This window comes from Streptococcus infantis SPAR10, from assembly GCF_000279535.1.
GTDB lineage: Bacteria > Bacillota > Bacilli > Lactobacillales > Streptococcaceae > Streptococcus > Streptococcus infantis_I.
The window spans coordinates 77,980-91,655 of record NZ_ALCH01000005.1 but is presented as its reverse complement, the minus strand read 5'-3'; the positions used below and the strand labels follow the sequence as shown (position 1 = coordinate 91,655).

At 39.9% G+C, this 13,676-nt stretch carries 13 protein-coding genes and 1 pseudogene; 1 reads left to right on the top strand and 13 read right to left on the bottom strand.

Annotated elements, in window-relative coordinates; genetic code table 11:
* Positions 1–5 precede the first annotated feature (5 nt).
* The 3 genes from SPAR10_RS09075 to SPAR10_RS09065 form a co-directional block, all read right to left on the bottom strand.
* Complete coding sequence (locus SPAR10_RS09075; protein ID WP_004253306.1) at positions 6–1,292, bottom strand: peptidase U32 family protein; 1,287 nt, start codon at positions 1,290–1,292, stop codon at positions 6–8.
* 122 nt (positions 1,293–1,414) lie between these two features.
* The gene (locus tag SPAR10_RS09070) at positions 1,415–3,625 is read right to left on the bottom strand and encodes a ComEC/Rec2 family competence protein (protein ID WP_004253303.1); all 2,211 of its coding nucleotides are present in this window, start codon (positions 3,623–3,625) and stop codon (positions 1,415–1,417) included.
* A complete protein-coding gene (locus tag SPAR10_RS09065) occupies positions 3,609–4,250 on the bottom strand; it encodes a helix-hairpin-helix domain-containing protein (protein WP_004253296.1) in 642 nt (213 codons plus the stop codon). The genes SPAR10_RS09070 and SPAR10_RS09065 overlap by 17 nt, the downstream gene beginning before the upstream one ends.
* Before the next feature lie 240 nt (positions 4,251–4,490).
* On the opposite strand from SPAR10_RS09065, the gene ald reads away from it, so the two are divergent.
* Positions 4,491–5,603 carry an alanine dehydrogenase gene (ald, locus tag SPAR10_RS09060; protein WP_004253293.1) on the top strand — a complete coding sequence of 371 codons (1,113 nt, stop codon included), beginning with the start codon at positions 4,491–4,493 and terminating at the stop codon, positions 5,601–5,603.
* Between the two features lie 49 nt (positions 5,604–5,652).
* Here the strand turns inward: ald and SPAR10_RS09055 are convergent, their stop codons facing one another.
* The 10 genes and pseudogenes from SPAR10_RS09055 to tmk all read right to left on the bottom strand — a co-directional run bounded on the left by SPAR10_RS09055 (position 5,653) and on the right by tmk (position 13,470).
* Positions 5,653–6,639 carry a PhoH family protein gene (locus SPAR10_RS09055; protein WP_004253290.1) on the bottom strand — a complete coding sequence of 329 codons (987 nt, stop codon included), beginning with the start codon at positions 6,637–6,639 and terminating at the stop codon, positions 5,653–5,655.
* A gap of 84 nt (positions 6,640–6,723) precedes the next feature.
* Positions 6,724–6,939: a YozE family protein gene (locus tag SPAR10_RS09050; RefSeq protein ID WP_004253287.1), complete on the bottom strand. Its 216-nt coding sequence runs from the start codon at positions 6,937–6,939 to the stop codon at positions 6,724–6,726.
* Positions 6,940–6,947: 8 nt separating this feature from the next.
* Positions 6,948–7,802: an RNA-binding virulence regulatory protein CvfB gene (cvfB, locus tag SPAR10_RS09045; RefSeq protein ID WP_004253284.1), complete on the bottom strand. Its 855-nt coding sequence runs from the start codon at positions 7,800–7,802 to the stop codon at positions 6,948–6,950.
* A gap of 60 nt (positions 7,803–7,862) precedes the next feature.
* On the bottom strand, positions 7,863–8,420 hold the full coding sequence (gene frr, locus SPAR10_RS09040) for a ribosome recycling factor (protein WP_004253281.1): 558 nt from the start codon (positions 8,418–8,420) through the stop codon (positions 7,863–7,865).
* A gap of 8 nt (positions 8,421–8,428) precedes the next feature.
* Positions 8,429–9,166 carry a UMP kinase gene (gene pyrH, locus SPAR10_RS09035; RefSeq protein ID WP_004253279.1) on the bottom strand — a complete coding sequence of 246 codons (738 nt, stop codon included), beginning with the start codon at positions 9,164–9,166 and terminating at the stop codon, positions 8,429–8,431.
* A gap of 83 nt (positions 9,167–9,249) precedes the next feature.
* Entirely contained in the window at positions 9,250–10,584 is a 1,335-nt protein-coding gene (gene trmFO, locus SPAR10_RS09030) for a methylenetetrahydrofolate--tRNA-(uracil(54)-C(5))-methyltransferase (FADH(2)-oxidizing) TrmFO (protein ID WP_004253276.1), read from the bottom strand.
* Between the two features lie 133 nt (positions 10,585–10,717).
* A pseudogene (gene rsmI / locus SPAR10_RS09025) lies at positions 10,718–11,595 on the bottom strand (16S rRNA (cytidine(1402)-2'-O)-methyltransferase).
* Between the two features lie 2 nt (positions 11,596–11,597).
* Positions 11,598–11,915, bottom strand: coding sequence for a DNA replication initiation control protein YabA (gene yabA, locus SPAR10_RS09020; protein ID WP_004253267.1), 318 nt, complete (start codon positions 11,913–11,915; stop codon positions 11,598–11,600).
* A gap of 35 nt (positions 11,916–11,950) precedes the next feature.
* A complete protein-coding gene (locus tag SPAR10_RS09015) occupies positions 11,951–12,835 on the bottom strand; it encodes a DNA polymerase III subunit delta' (RefSeq protein ID WP_004253265.1) in 885 nt (294 codons plus the stop codon).
* Positions 12,832–13,470, bottom strand: coding sequence for a dTMP kinase (gene tmk / locus SPAR10_RS09010; RefSeq protein ID WP_004253264.1), 639 nt, complete (start codon positions 13,468–13,470; stop codon positions 12,832–12,834). Before tmk ends, SPAR10_RS09015 begins: the two co-directional genes overlap by 4 nt.
* Positions 13,471–13,676: the final 206 nt, after the last annotated feature.

The window sequence follows — 13,676 nt, the reverse complement described above, 5'->3', positions numbered from 1 at the left end:
CTTATCTAGGCACGAACTGTGACGCTTGTTCCATCTTCTTTATAGAGATTGATCAGACCTTCTTTCAGGGCACGTACCATGTCCCCTGCTTGAACAGGTTGAGGAACTTTAATGGTCAAGAGTTCCATTGGATTTGGGGCGCGATCGATTTTATTTCCTTTGGCATCGTGAAGGTCTTCGATAAAAGTTTCAAAATGACGGAAACCTGGACCGTAGAACTCAACTTGGTCGCCTTCGTTGATAACGTTACGTTGACGAATAGTTGCAATTTGTGTTGCATCATCATAAGCTACAACTTCAGCGACAAACTTGTATTCTGGAATCTTACGACGAGCACCAAACAGTTGCTCATTTTCAGATGGTGTTCCGTAGTAGAAACCTGTAGCCAACTCACGTTGGGCAACCTTCCACATTTCATCAATCAAGTCTTGCTTGATCGCTTCAAACTTTTCAGGGCTCTCAAGATAGGCATCAACAGCAGCCTTGTAGCAGTTTGTTACTGTTGAAACATAGTGGATAGACTTCATACGGCCCTCAATCTTCAGACTATCCACACCATTTTCAATCATATCTGGGATATGGTCAATCATAGACATATCAACCGCAGACATAGAGAATTCTTCAGGAATTTCTCCTTTGAGACTCTTACGTTCCTTACCGAACGGCATATCGTAAAGGTCATATTTCCAACGGCAAGATTGTGAACATCCACCACGGTTGGCGTCACGCATGCTCATGTGGTTTGATAGAGTACAACGACCAGAGTATGAGATACACATAGCACCATGGACGAAGGCTTCAATCTCAACATCTGTACGTTTTCGAATCTCTGCCAATTCTTCCATAGAAACCTCACGCGCCAAAACAACACGAGTCAAACCAAGTTCTTTCCAGAATTCTAGGGTTTCGTAGTTAGTCGCACTAGCCTGGGTTGAAAGGTGAATTTCAAGTCCTGGTGCTTCTGTTGCAGCAATCATGATCAAGGCTGGATCAGACACGATAACCGCTGCAATCCCAATATCACGTAATTTACGGAACCATTCGCCGGCCCCTTCTTCGTTTCCTTCGTGCATAACCATATTGGCAGCCACATATACCTTAGCTCCATACTTAGCCGCGAACTGTACTCCTTCTTCCATTTGTTCGAAAGTAAAGTTCCCTGCACGGCTACGAAGACCATAGGCCTGACCACCAATAAAGACAGCATCTGCTCCATATTGAACAGCTACTTTTAGTTTTTCAAGTGTTCCTGCAGGTGATAGAACCTCAGGACGTTTCAAAGTTTTTGTCATGTTTTCTCCTATTTGCAATATAAAAGTTTGACACTAATCTTTACCATTTTATAGCAAAAAGGTTCTAAAATCAAGTTTTGATTGATTGTTTAGACAATTTTAATTTTCTTGTAAAGCTAAGCTCAGCGAACTGTTTCTATTTTCCAAGCACTCCAACCTTTAAAACGAATGGCCCCCTTTTGATCCGTTTTGTAAATCGAATTCCCAAGTTCTTGGTTATTCTCCCCATTTTTTTCTTTAAATTTTTTCTTCTTGTCTACAGAAATGACTGAGATTTTAGGTTGTAAAGCTTTTAAGACCTCGACATCAGTCTTTTTCTTCGATGCTTGCTGATGAGTTAGCACTACATCTGCTTGGATTTTTGGATAAGACTTGTTTAAGAACTTCTCCTCTATATTTCCAGTGACTAGAAAAGTTTGATTTAGTAGCTTCCCATACATTGCTATTGAGGCTTTACTATCACTGTTTTGATTTTCGATTACTTCTAAACTACTCCCAAAAATAAATAACTGCTCTCCTGTTTTAATAGGACGTACTTTCAAGTTATTTTCCTTTAATTTATCCATAAATTCACTTTTAGATAGAGTTTCTTCAGTTACTAGAATCTCTCCAAGATTGAAGGCTTTACTAATTTCTAGTAGATTGTCTAGTTGCTTAGGTTCACTATCCGTTAAAACAAGCTGATCAATCTTTGCCACTCCTCTACTTTTCAGATAGGGAATTAAACTCCGTTTGGCAACGCTCGAGGTGACTTTCTCCTGCCAAGCTTCTTTTTTCTCAACTGCTAACTTTTCACCGACATCCAGTAATATTGTCTTTCCTGTCATGTCTCTTAGGAAAATGCTTCGCCCCTGCTCCATGTCTAGGACTGTGATTTCATTTTCCAGTGGATGTTTGGTTACTAAGAAAAGGTAAACGATAAATAGGATAAGCAAAGGTGCTTTCTTCAAATTTTTACGATAATCATAAATTAGCGCTAAAGAGACTAATAGACATACCAAAACCCAGAGATTCGGTTGACCAAAAACAAAGGGTCTAGTAGATAGTTGAGAAACATAGCGTATGATGTTCTCTAGCCATTCAAAGAGAAAGTTAAACTGGGTAATAGGATATATCCATGACAGACAGAAGAGTATTGATAAAAGTGGTAGCAAGACCATATCAAATAAAAAAGAAAAGACAAAGGTTAAGAGTATGGACCAAGGTTGAAATTCAGAAAAATAGAATGATAAAATTGGCAAAATTCCTAAGGAAATAATAAAACTTTCTCTAACTAGACCTTTTATCCCTGCTACTTCTTCACCAGTCATGGTCAGGATAAAGGCATAGGCACAGGAGAGCACTCCTCCAGCAGTTAGGAAGAAATTCGGCATCACGATAAACAAGACAAGGACTGTCAAAGCAAAGTTATCCAGCCCCTTGAAACCATGCTGAGCCAAAAGTTTTTGCAACAGGCTTCTAATAACAGAAGCTGAGAACCCTGTCAAACCTGCATAGACCAAAGAAAAGGGATAGGCAAGCCATTTGAACTTCTCTTGCGTCAAACCCAATCGTAAGAGTGACTTTTTGAAAGCATTCATGAAGAAACCAACCTGCATCCCTGATAAAGCAAAAAGGTGAATAATCCCTAGACTGGAATAGAGTTCATTCATTTCCTCAAAATCTGTGTCCAAATGACCCAATAAGAGTCCCGTCATATAATTACGCATGGGATCAGGAAAATTCCTTTTTATCCAAACAACTGCTTTTCTCCGCAAGCTGGATAGATTTTCTCCTATATCCCAGCTGGATGCTTTCTTTAATTCGACAATTTCCGATATAGTTAAGGTCTGATAAATCCCCTGTGTTTTGAGATAGTTCCGATAATCAAATCCCGCAAAATTATTTGCTCCTTGAGGAATAGCTAGCTTTCCTTTTACTACTATCTCATGCAGTTCAGATAACTCTTTAAACCTTTCCTTTTCAGCCTCTGACTGGAATTTATAATAGACCTGAAAGAGTCTACCATCAGCCTTCCCACGAAAGGATAAACTATCTCCATTGACCTTGATAGTATCAGGCAAGATTCGTACCGTATTAACTGAGTCAACAAGATGTTTACTCGCTTCTTCTTGTTGCCATTTTTGAAATATAAACCAGCTCCCAAAAAGAGCACAAACAAAGAGAACCTTGACCACAGTCTTCCATGAAAATTGAAAAAAGAGGCAGAGAAGTAAAAAGACAAAGCCCAAGAGTGCTAAAAAGCTTGCTGAAAAGATAGCATAGTAGAGCCAAAGCAGGAGAAAACTGAGATAGATTTTGGGGATGGGAAATCGACTAATCCACTGTGACATACTCTTTTAACTTTTCTATCGTTTTTGCACCAATACCAGAAACCTTTTTGAGCTCATCAACTGACTTAAACTTACCGTTGGACTCACGATGGTCGATGATATCCTGAGCACGTTTGCCTCCCAACCCCTTGACTTGTTTCAGCTCCTCTAAACTGGCTTTATTAAGATTGACTTTCTTATTTTCTTTGGTGTTGGAAGCATTTGAATGCGCCTCTTGACTGGTAGCTTCTTCCTTAGATGGAACATAAACAAGTGCTTCATCACTAATTCTCTGGGCAAGATTGATAGACTTACTGTCTGCATTATCTGTCAAGCCACCCGCTTTCTGGACAGCATCATTGATACGACTTCCAACTGGCAAATCATAGATTCCAGGTGATTTGACCGCACCTTTTACATCAACAGTAATCAGATCTTGCTTCACCACTTCTTCCTTCTGATTTTTATCATCCTTTTCATCCGTCGAATCCTTTGAAACAGTTGTAACTTCTGTTTGCAAATTGCTTTCCTTAGCCGGTGTTTGAGCGACTGGCTTTAGTAGGAAAAAGCCACCCAAGACCAAACCCAAACTAGCACAGATAACAATGATTTTATATTCTTTGATTATCTCAATAAGTTCTTCCATAATTTCTCCTCTCTTATCTTATTCGTAATGCAAAGAAAAAACAGCTGAAAAATCTTTTCAACTGCTTACTTATTTGCAAAATAATCTTCCTTATTCAAGACATATCTTAAGTAGAGAAATAAGTTTTTCTTGCAATTTTTAGCGGTTTCATATAAAATAAGAACATCACAAGAAATGACTGGGTTCTTCCTGTGATGATTTCGTATAAGAACCTAGATGTTAAATAAGGAGCTAATCTCTATGTTAATTGGAATTCCAAAGGAAATTAAAAATAATGAAAATCGTGTTGCTTTGACACCTGCTGGTGTACAGAGTCTTGTCGGTCGTGGTCACCGAGTCCTCATTGAAACAAATGCTGGACTTGGATCTGGTTTTGCTGATGCTGACTATGAAAAGCAAGGAGCTGAGATTGTCGCAACTGCTGCTGAAGCCTGGGCTGCAGAGTTAGTTGTTAAAGTCAAGGAACCCCTTGCTAGTGAGTACCAGTTCTTGCGTGACGATTTACTTCTCTTCACCTACTTGCACATGGCAGCAGCCCCAGAATTAGCGGATGCTATGCTTGCAGCGAAAACAACTGGTGTTGCTTATGAAACTGTACGCAATACTGAAGGTCAACTTCCTCTATTGGTTCCAATGAGTGAGGTTGCAGGTCGTATGGCTGTCCAAATCGGAGCTCACTTCTTGACGAAACAAGCTGGTGGTTCTGGAGTTCTTTTAGGTGGTGTCCCAGGTGTACCAAAAGGAAAAGTGACCATTATCGGTGGTGGTGTCGTTGGTACACACGCAGCACGTATCGCTCTTGGTTTAGGTGCTCAAGTAACTATTCTAGATATCAGTGCTAAACGTCTCTCTGAACTTGAAGATGTCTTTGGTCACCAAATCCAAACACTCATGTCTAACCCATTTAATATCGAAGCAAGTGTGCGTGAAGCAGACGTTGTTATCGGTGCAGTATTGATTCCTGGTGCTAAAGCTCCAAAATTAGTGACAGATGACATGGTTCAACAAATGCGTCCTGGTTCTGTCATCGTAGACGTTGCTGTAGACCAAGGTGGTGTTATTGCAACAGCTGACCGTGTGACAACCCATGATGAGCCTGTCTATGAGAAACACGGTGTCCTTCACTATGCGGTTGCTAACATTCCTGGAGCAGTTGCTCGTACTTCTACTATCGCCCTTACAAATGTGACCCTTCCTTATATCGAAGCCTTGGCAGGAAAAGGATTTAAGAAAGCAATCCTTGAAGATGCTGGTTTGCGTGAAGGGGTTACAACTTACCAAGGTCAATTGACTAGTCAACCAGTTGCTGAAGGTTTAGAACGTGACTATACACCTATTAGTGAGCTTGTTTAATAAGAAATTCAAAAAAAATTAAGAGCAGTTTTTCAACTGCTCTTTTTCTTTATTCTGTTTCTTCTTGATTTTCTTCAGCTTTGACAGGTCGAGGTTCATAGGCTCTGATAATCTGAGCAACGACTGGATGGCGAACCACATCCTTGGCTGAAAAATGAACGAAGTCTATCTGGTGAATGTTCTTAAGTTTTTCCTGGGCATCAATCAGACCTGATTTAACATTACGCGGTAGGTCAATCTGGCTAATATCTCCATTGACAATCATTTTTGAATTGAATCCAAGACGAGTCAAAAACATCTTCATCTGCATGATGGTTGTATTTTGCGCTTCATCCAAAATGACAAAGGCATCATCCAGAGTACGTCCACGCATGTAGGCCAAAGGGGCAATTTCAATAATTTCTCGCTCCATGAGACGAGTTGTCTGGTCCTTCCCAAGAATTTGGTACAAGGCATCATAGACAGGTCGAAGATAAGGGTCTACTTTTTCCTTAAGGTCACCTGGAAGAAATCCCAAGCTTTCTCCAGCTTCTACTGCTGGACGAGTCAGGATAATACGCTTGACTTGGCCACGTTTGAGAGCTGTAACAGCCAAGGTCACTGCTAGGAAGGTCTTACCTGTCCCCGCTGGCCCAATCCCGAAGGTCACATCATGGTTCTTAACACTATCTACATAAAGTTTTTGACCTAGTGTCTTTACACGTATCGGCTTACCAGTATTGTCTTTGATAATCTCTTCTTCATAGAGGGCAACAAACTTATCGATTTCATTGTTTCTAACCATATTGATGGCTGTCACCACATCCGGAGTTCCTACTGTCATGCCACGATTGACCAAGACCATCAAGGCTTGAATTACTTGTCGTGCTTCTTCACAAGAAGACTCCTCTCCCAAGACTTGTACAATCTCTGTACGAGCATGGATGATAACATCTAACTCATCCTCCATCAAGCGAAGATAGCGTTCATTGGAACCAAAAAGATGAAACAGGTCATCTGGATGACTTAACTGAATGTCTATTGAATGTTCCTTCAAATAAAGAACCTCTCTAACTCTTTAATTTCTTTTTATTATAGCAAAGGCAATTAGAAATTGCTATCCTTAACACCAATGCCCTTTTTAATGTTCTAAATATTCTTGCCAGATACGATCGAAGTCTCCCATATTAAAGGAAAAACTAGCATGTTCTTCTAAAAATCGGCTCACCTGATCGAAATCATCCGTATGTTTTGGGAAGGCTGACTCCTCAAAGGCAAGATCCGCTAAATTTGCTTTGGGACTATGACTTTTAGGATTACGCTCTGTCATAAGCCAAGTATAAAATGATTTTCGCATAAGCCTCCCTAAATTAACTCTGTACCAAATTGGTCTTGTTTAATCTTTCCAGCTTTCATTAAACCACCAAGAGCTTTTTTAAACTGACCTTTAGAAATACCAAAGGTAGCCTTGATGTCATCTGGTGATGATTTGTCATTTAAGGTCATAAATCCACCATTACTTTCCAAGTAAGTCAGAATCATTTGTGCATCGTTTTCTAACATCTCAAAAGAGCGAGGTTTTAGTGATAGATTAAGAGTTCGGTCAACTACACGGAAACCAATGACACGCACATCTAACACTTGGCCCAAACGTGGCTCTGCATAGCGCTCACTTGGATGAATAAATCCAAGCATGTTGTTTTCTGGTAGATAGACAAAAGTTCCTGATAACTTAAGACGATAAACAATTGCAGGCCAGTTCTGATTTTGCATGTTGTTGTATGCTGGACGTGCCAAACGTTGGAAGTCTTCCTGATAAGCCAAAACTCCCCAGATACGGTCTTTCTTATCTACTTCTAGACGAACATAAAGTTTATCGCCCTTCTTTGGCCAGAGCTCTTTCAGTTCAGGTAGGATGTCAAGTGACACAACGATTTCCTTGTCAGGAAGCCCTGTATCAACAAAAACACCCAAATCCTTACGCACTTCTGTTACAGTTCCCCAACCAAATTGATCCTGAGTCGCAGTCACTTCTTGAGTTGTCAAGCGAAGTTTTTGCTTCATATCCGTGTAGGCGAAACCTTTAACAGTATCACCAACTGTATGCTGACCTTCTTCCTTAGCAAGAGCATAGGTTTGACCATCCTTTTGGACAAAGTAAAAACGGTCATTTTCATCGATGATGAGTCCAACGATAAAACTTGCAAGATTTGTATTCATGTTTCCTTCTTTCGAATAAAACTCAGCCAGCAATGCCAACTGAGTTTTTCTGTTTATTTTTTAGACTTCCAAGATTTCTTTTTCTTTATTGGCAGTCATGTCGTCGATGTGTTTAACAGCATCGTCTGTCGCTTTTTGAATCTCTTTTTCAAGAGTCTTCAATTCATCTTCAGTGATTTCTTTAGCTTTTTCTTGTTTTTTAGCTTCATCCATAGCATCACGACGGATATTACGGATCGCTACTTTAGCATTTTCACCAACTTTTTTCACTTCTTTAGCGAGATCACGACGAGTTTCTTCTGTAAGAGCTGGGATTACCAAGCGAATAACAGAACCATCGTTAGCTGGTGTAATACCAAGATCTGAAGCGTTCAAAGCACGCTCGATATCCTTCAATGAAGATTTATCAAATGGTGTTACCAACAAGACACGCGCTTCAGGAATTGTGATAGAAGCGATTTGGTTAAGAGGTGTTTCGACACCATAGTATTCAACATTGATACGGTCAAGCAAGCTTGCGTTAGCACGACCAGCACGGATACCACCAAACTCACGAGCAAGCGAGTGGTGAGATTGAGTCATTCTCTCTTTAGCTTTTTCTACAATTGCGTTAGCCATAATTTTTCTTATTCCTTTTCTTCGATATTGTTTGAAACAGTTGTTCCGATATTTTCACCAAATACAACACGTTTGATATTGCCAGGTTGGTTCATATTAAAGACTACCAAGTCAATATCGTTATCCATAGATAGAGTTGAAGCTGTTGAATCCATGATACGGAGTCCTTTATTAATAACATCACGGTGAGTCAATTCTTCAAATTTAACAGCCGTTTTATCTTTCTTAGGATCCGCATTATAGACACCGTCTACACCATTCTTAGCCATCAAAATAGCGTCCGCTTCAATCTCAGCTGCACGAAGAGCCGCTGTTGTATCTGTAGAGAAGTAAGGTGAACCAATTCCCGCGCCAAAGATAACGATACGTCCTTTTTCAAGGTGGCGAAGGGCACGTCCACGAATATAAGGTTCTGCTACTTGTTGCATGGCAATAGCTGTTTGTACACGAGTATCAACACCAGCTTGTTGCAATGAATCTGCCATCACAAGAGCATTCATGACTGTCCCAAGCATTCCAGTGTAATCCGCTTGAACGCGATCCATACCAGCTTCTGCTGCAGGTTCTCCACGCCAAAGGTTTCCACCACCGATAACCAAGGCGATTTCAATTCCTAGCTCGTGAACTTCCTTGATTTCTTGGGCCATACTTTGGACGGTTTTGATATCAATACCGACACCACGTTCGCCAGCAAGGGCTTCACCAGATAGCTTGATTAAGATACGTTTATACTTAGGTTCTACCATTTTCTCTCTCCTTTTTTCATCCTACCTATTTTATCACAATTTCAAGGATTTTTATAGTATCATGAGCGATTCTTTCAAAAAAATTAGACAGATAAAAATTTCTCTAAATCAGACAAGGCGCGTTCCGCAATTTTCTCATAACGAGACTTTTTATCACGAATACGCTCACCTTCTAACTCCTTGATAATCCCGAAGTTAACATTCATGGGTTGGAAATGCTTGCTATCAGCATGAGTGATATAATGAGCTAAACTACCGATAGCTGTAGTCTCTGGGAAAATAGCCTCACTTTCTCCCTTGAAAAGACGAGCAGCATTGATTCCAGCAACTAATCCTGAAGCAGCCGACTCAACATATCCTTCCACACCTGTCATCTGACCAGCGAAAAAAAGATTTGGCTGTTTCTTAGAACGGTATGTTTGTTCAAGAAGATTTGGCGAATCCATATAGGAATTACGATGCATGACACCATAACGGACAAACTCAGCATTTTCAAGTCCTGGAATCATTTGGAAGACACGTTTTTGCTCACCCCATTTGAGGTGAGTTTGGAAACCAACGATGTTATAAAGACTTCCAGCCGCATTGTCCTGACGAAGCTGAACGACTGCGTACGGTGTTTTAAAGGCACCATCACGAGATCCTTTATAGTCTTCTGGATATTCTAGACCAACTGGTTTCATAGGGCCATAGAGCATAGTTTTGATACCACGTTTGGCCATAACTTCAATTGGCATACACCCTTCAAAGTACTTTTCTTTTTCAAATGAGTTGAGGGGTGCTTCTTCCGCATTGATCAAGGCTTCATGGAAATCCATAAACTCTTGCTTGGTCATCGGTGCATTGAGGTAGGCAGCTTCTCCCTTGTCATATCGAGACTTGAGATAGACCTTGCTCATATCGATGGTGTTGACGTCGATAATAGGCGCTGCCGCATCATAGAAATAAAAACCGTCACCACCATTAAGAGAATGAATTTTCTCAGCCAGGGCATCGCTAGTCAAAGGACCAGTCGCTACAACTGTAATAGTATCTGTCGGCAATTCTGTAATTTCATCACGAACCACTTCAATCAAAGGATGATTAGCAATTTTTTCAGTGACCATTTGGGAGAAACCATCACGGTCAACTGCGAGGGCTCCACCTGCAGGAACACGGGTTGCTTCTGCTGATTCTAAAATCACAGAACCAAGACGACGCATTTCTTCCTTAAGGAGCCCGACAGCATTTGTAAGAGCATCTCCTCGTAATGAGTTGGAACACACTAATTCTGCAAAATTATCTGTTTTATGCTGAGGTGTTGATTTGACACCACGCATTTCATAGAGTTTAACTGGAATACCACGCTCTGCGATTTGGTAAGCAGCTTCAGACCCCGCTAAACCTGCTCCGATAACATTAATATAAGATTGAGACACGACACTAATACCTCTTTGGGTGGAACCTAGGTCCAAATAAAAACAAGCTACTGGACTGTTTGACACCCACAAATCTTTCTAATTTTTCTTTTACTAGTATAACAAAAAAAGGGAAGAAGGCAAACTTCCCTGTTTAGTCATCCGATTGATTCTCTTCCCATTCATGATAAGATGCATAGAGCTGGCTTTTGTTCCACTGATATATTTTAGCGACTTCCTTAATGGCTTGATTTTTCTTAACACCTTCTTGGATACGATTTTGTATTTCAGAGAATAAATCTTCTTCATCCTTATCTTCTACTTCTTGACTAGCACCTTCTACGATGAGAAGGCACTCGCCCTTGAGCGGTGTTTCAGATATGCTTTCTAGTAACTCTGTAATATTCCCCCGTTGGTATTCTTCAAAAATCTTAGTCAATTCTCGAACTAAGACAACTGAACGATCACCGTAAACCTCTAGCATATTTTCTAGAGTATCAGCCACACGATGTGGAGATTCATAGAAAATCTGGGTCTCAGGATACTCTTTTTTGATTCGAAAAATTGCTTTTGTTGTCCCGATTTTCGAGGTAAGAATCCATAAAAAATGTGGGGTTGTGGAGCTAAACCACTGGCAATCAAGGCAGAAATTCCTGCGCTAGCACCTGGAACTGTGACAACTGCTATATCTTCTTCAATTGCCGCCTTGACTAAATCATGACCTGGGTCAGAAATGCTAGGTAGACCAGCATCCGAGACCTGAGCAATATTTTGACCTTGTTTCAACCAACCAATCAAATCAGGAATCTTTTCCTTGGCATTATGCTCATGAAAACTGAATTGTTTAGTTGAAATATCGAAGTGCTTGAGCAATAGACCAGTATTACGAGTATCCTCGGCAGCAATCCAGTCCACTTCTTTCAAAGTCTGAATAGCACGAAAGGTCATATCCTCTAGATTCCCAATCGGAGTTGCGACAAGATATAACTTACCGTAAGGTGACTGCCCTTTAAAACTTTTTTGAATCTGCATGCTTACTCCCTAAACAACAATTCATCACAAAACATACATTCTGCATCTTGTTCACGACGTTGGCCATAAAAGTCGCGACACACATGAAAACCGTCGTCATAGATTCGGCTCACGTTTTCTCTAACATGCTTGGTCTTAGTTGGAGCTGTTTCTTCTTCCTCACTCAAGCGCTCTCTCAGTTTATCGTTTTCTAAGCGAAGAGCTGTATTCTCTTCTACAACACTCTTGAGATTTTTTTTGATGGCTTCGACATCTGCCAAGGTTGCCAACAACTGTTGAGAAAAATCATCTAAGGCATCAAATAATTCTTTCTTGTTCATGAACAGCCCTTTCTTTTTCTGTCTTCATGTTCATTTTATTGTAAAACTAGGTATTCCAAAGAATTCTGGAAAGACACATTTGCTTTCCACATTTTTCTGGCTTTGAGAAGGTTTTGCAATATTGCACGTGCTGCATTTTTTTGAATCTCTTGGCCTGCTAAAACTTCTAAAATTCTAAAAACTTGGTCTTGTTTTTCTTTGTCATCTGCTAAACTAGCTAATTTTGAGACCTGTAAATAAGATTCCTTTTTCCCAGCATCTAACCAAGAATAGAATCGTTCACTTTCTTCAAGTAGAGTCCAAAAACTTGTTTGATTTGTCAGTTTTTCGGCTTCTGCTTGCGATTGACTAAATTCAGCTAAAAGCATTGCTTTATTTTTGACCAATCCTGCTTGTTCAAGTTGATTCCTAAGGCTTTCGACTTGCTTCTTAAATTGGAAATTTTGAGTCCGGCTTCGGATAGTTGGTAACATCTGCTCTTGATCATTGGTTAAGAAGAAAATATAGGTTTCACTTTGCGGTTCTTCAATGACCTTTAGTAGTGAATTGGTGGCATTGGCATGCATTTTTTCTGCTTGTTCAATAATAAAAACCTGACGTTGATTTTCGATTCCTGATTGAGAAAACTGGCCAACTAATTCTCGGATTCGTTCTGTTTTAATGATTTGATTTACCGGACGAATAATAGTGACATCAGGAAATTCTTCCTGATCAATCAACTTACAATTTCGGCAAGACTCACAAGGTAAGACACCCTGCTTATCTGTACAAAATAGACTCTTAGACAGAAATAAGGCCATCTCCATGCTTCCGAAATACCCTGAAAAGAGATAGGCATGATTCAGCTGTCTTTGTTCTAAGATGTGAACAAAACGGTCAAATTGCTGTGGTTGACAAGCTCTTAATTGCTCTTGATTCATTCTGTCAGCCCCATTCTGTCAAACAAAACTTGTTTAGTATTTTCAACAACTTGATCTAGCGGTAAACTTGCATCGATTTTAGCAATGCGTTCACCATCTTTCTTAAGAAGAGAAAGATAGCCTTGACGAACTTTTCTGTGCAGGTCTAAACCTTCCAAATCTAAACGATTGACTTCGCGATCGCTATTTGCCGCGATTCTTTCAAGCCCCTTCTCCACTTCAACATCAAAATAAAGTGTCAAATCTGGTTTAAGACCATCTGTCGCAAATTGATTGAGCCAGTCAATAGCTTCAATATCCAAACCACGACCAAAGCCTTGATAAGCAACTGAACTATCAATAAAACGATCCATGATGACCAATTTTCCAGCTGCAAGTGCTGGCAAGACCTTCTCTACTAGGTGCTGTCTACGACTTGCAATATAGAGAAGCAACTCTGTCTTTGGATCCATCTGAGTATGACTAGGATCTAAAATGACTTCTCGAATCTTCTCACCAATCAAAACACCACCTGGCTCACGTGTTGTTAAAAACTCAATATTCTTTTCTTCTAACAAAGGAAGGATAGCTTCAAGCACACTCGTTTTACCAGCTCCCTCTGGCCCCTCTAAAGAGACTAAAAATCCTTTTGACATGACGAACTCATTTCTTTTTTTCTTCCTTCTATTCTATCAAAAAAACAGGCATTTGTGAAAAGCTTTTTAACCTAATAAAAATTTATTCTGAAAAACTAGGATATACATTCGTTAATAAATAAGATATTTATTTAATTAAGTTTCTATATTCCTAATCAACTATCATACTGTCTTATTTTGTCTTTGTGTAACTAGAAAAAAAGAAC

Bases quoted from the DNA above. Each gene is read 5' to 3' on its own strand.
- SPAR10_RS09075 (WP_004253306.1), bottom strand. From the start codon at position 1,292: ATGACAAAAACTTTGAAACGTCCTGAGGTTCTATCACCTGCAGGAACA.
- SPAR10_RS09070 (WP_004253303.1), bottom strand. From the start codon at position 3,625: ATGTCACAGTGGATTAGTCGATTTCCCATCCCCAAAATCTATCTCAGT.
- SPAR10_RS09065 (WP_004253296.1), bottom strand. From the start codon at position 4,250: ATGGAAGAACTTATTGAGATAATCAAAGAATATAAAATCATTGTTATC.
- ald (WP_004253293.1), top strand. From the start codon at position 4,491: ATGTTAATTGGAATTCCAAAGGAAATTAAAAATAATGAAAATCGTGTT.
- SPAR10_RS09050 (WP_004253287.1), bottom strand. From the start codon at position 6,939: ATGCGAAAATCATTTTATACTTGGCTTATGACAGAGCGTAATCCTAAA.
- cvfB (WP_004253284.1), bottom strand. From the start codon at position 7,802: ATGAATACAAATCTTGCAAGTTTTATCGTTGGACTCATCATCGATGAA.
- frr (WP_004253281.1), bottom strand. From the start codon at position 8,420: ATGGCTAACGCAATTGTAGAAAAAGCTAAAGAGAGAATGACTCAATCT.
- pyrH (WP_004253279.1), bottom strand. From the start codon at position 9,166: ATGGTAGAACCTAAGTATAAACGTATCTTAATCAAGCTATCTGGTGAA.
- yabA (WP_004253267.1), bottom strand. From the start codon at position 11,915: ATGAACAAGAAAGAATTATTTGATGCCTTAGATGATTTTTCTCAACAG.
- SPAR10_RS09015 (WP_004253265.1), bottom strand. From the start codon at position 12,835: ATGAATCAAGAGCAATTAAGAGCTTGTCAACCACAGCAATTTGACCGT.
- tmk (WP_004253264.1), bottom strand. From the start codon at position 13,470: ATGTCAAAAGGATTTTTAGTCTCTTTAGAGGGGCCAGAGGGAGCTGGT.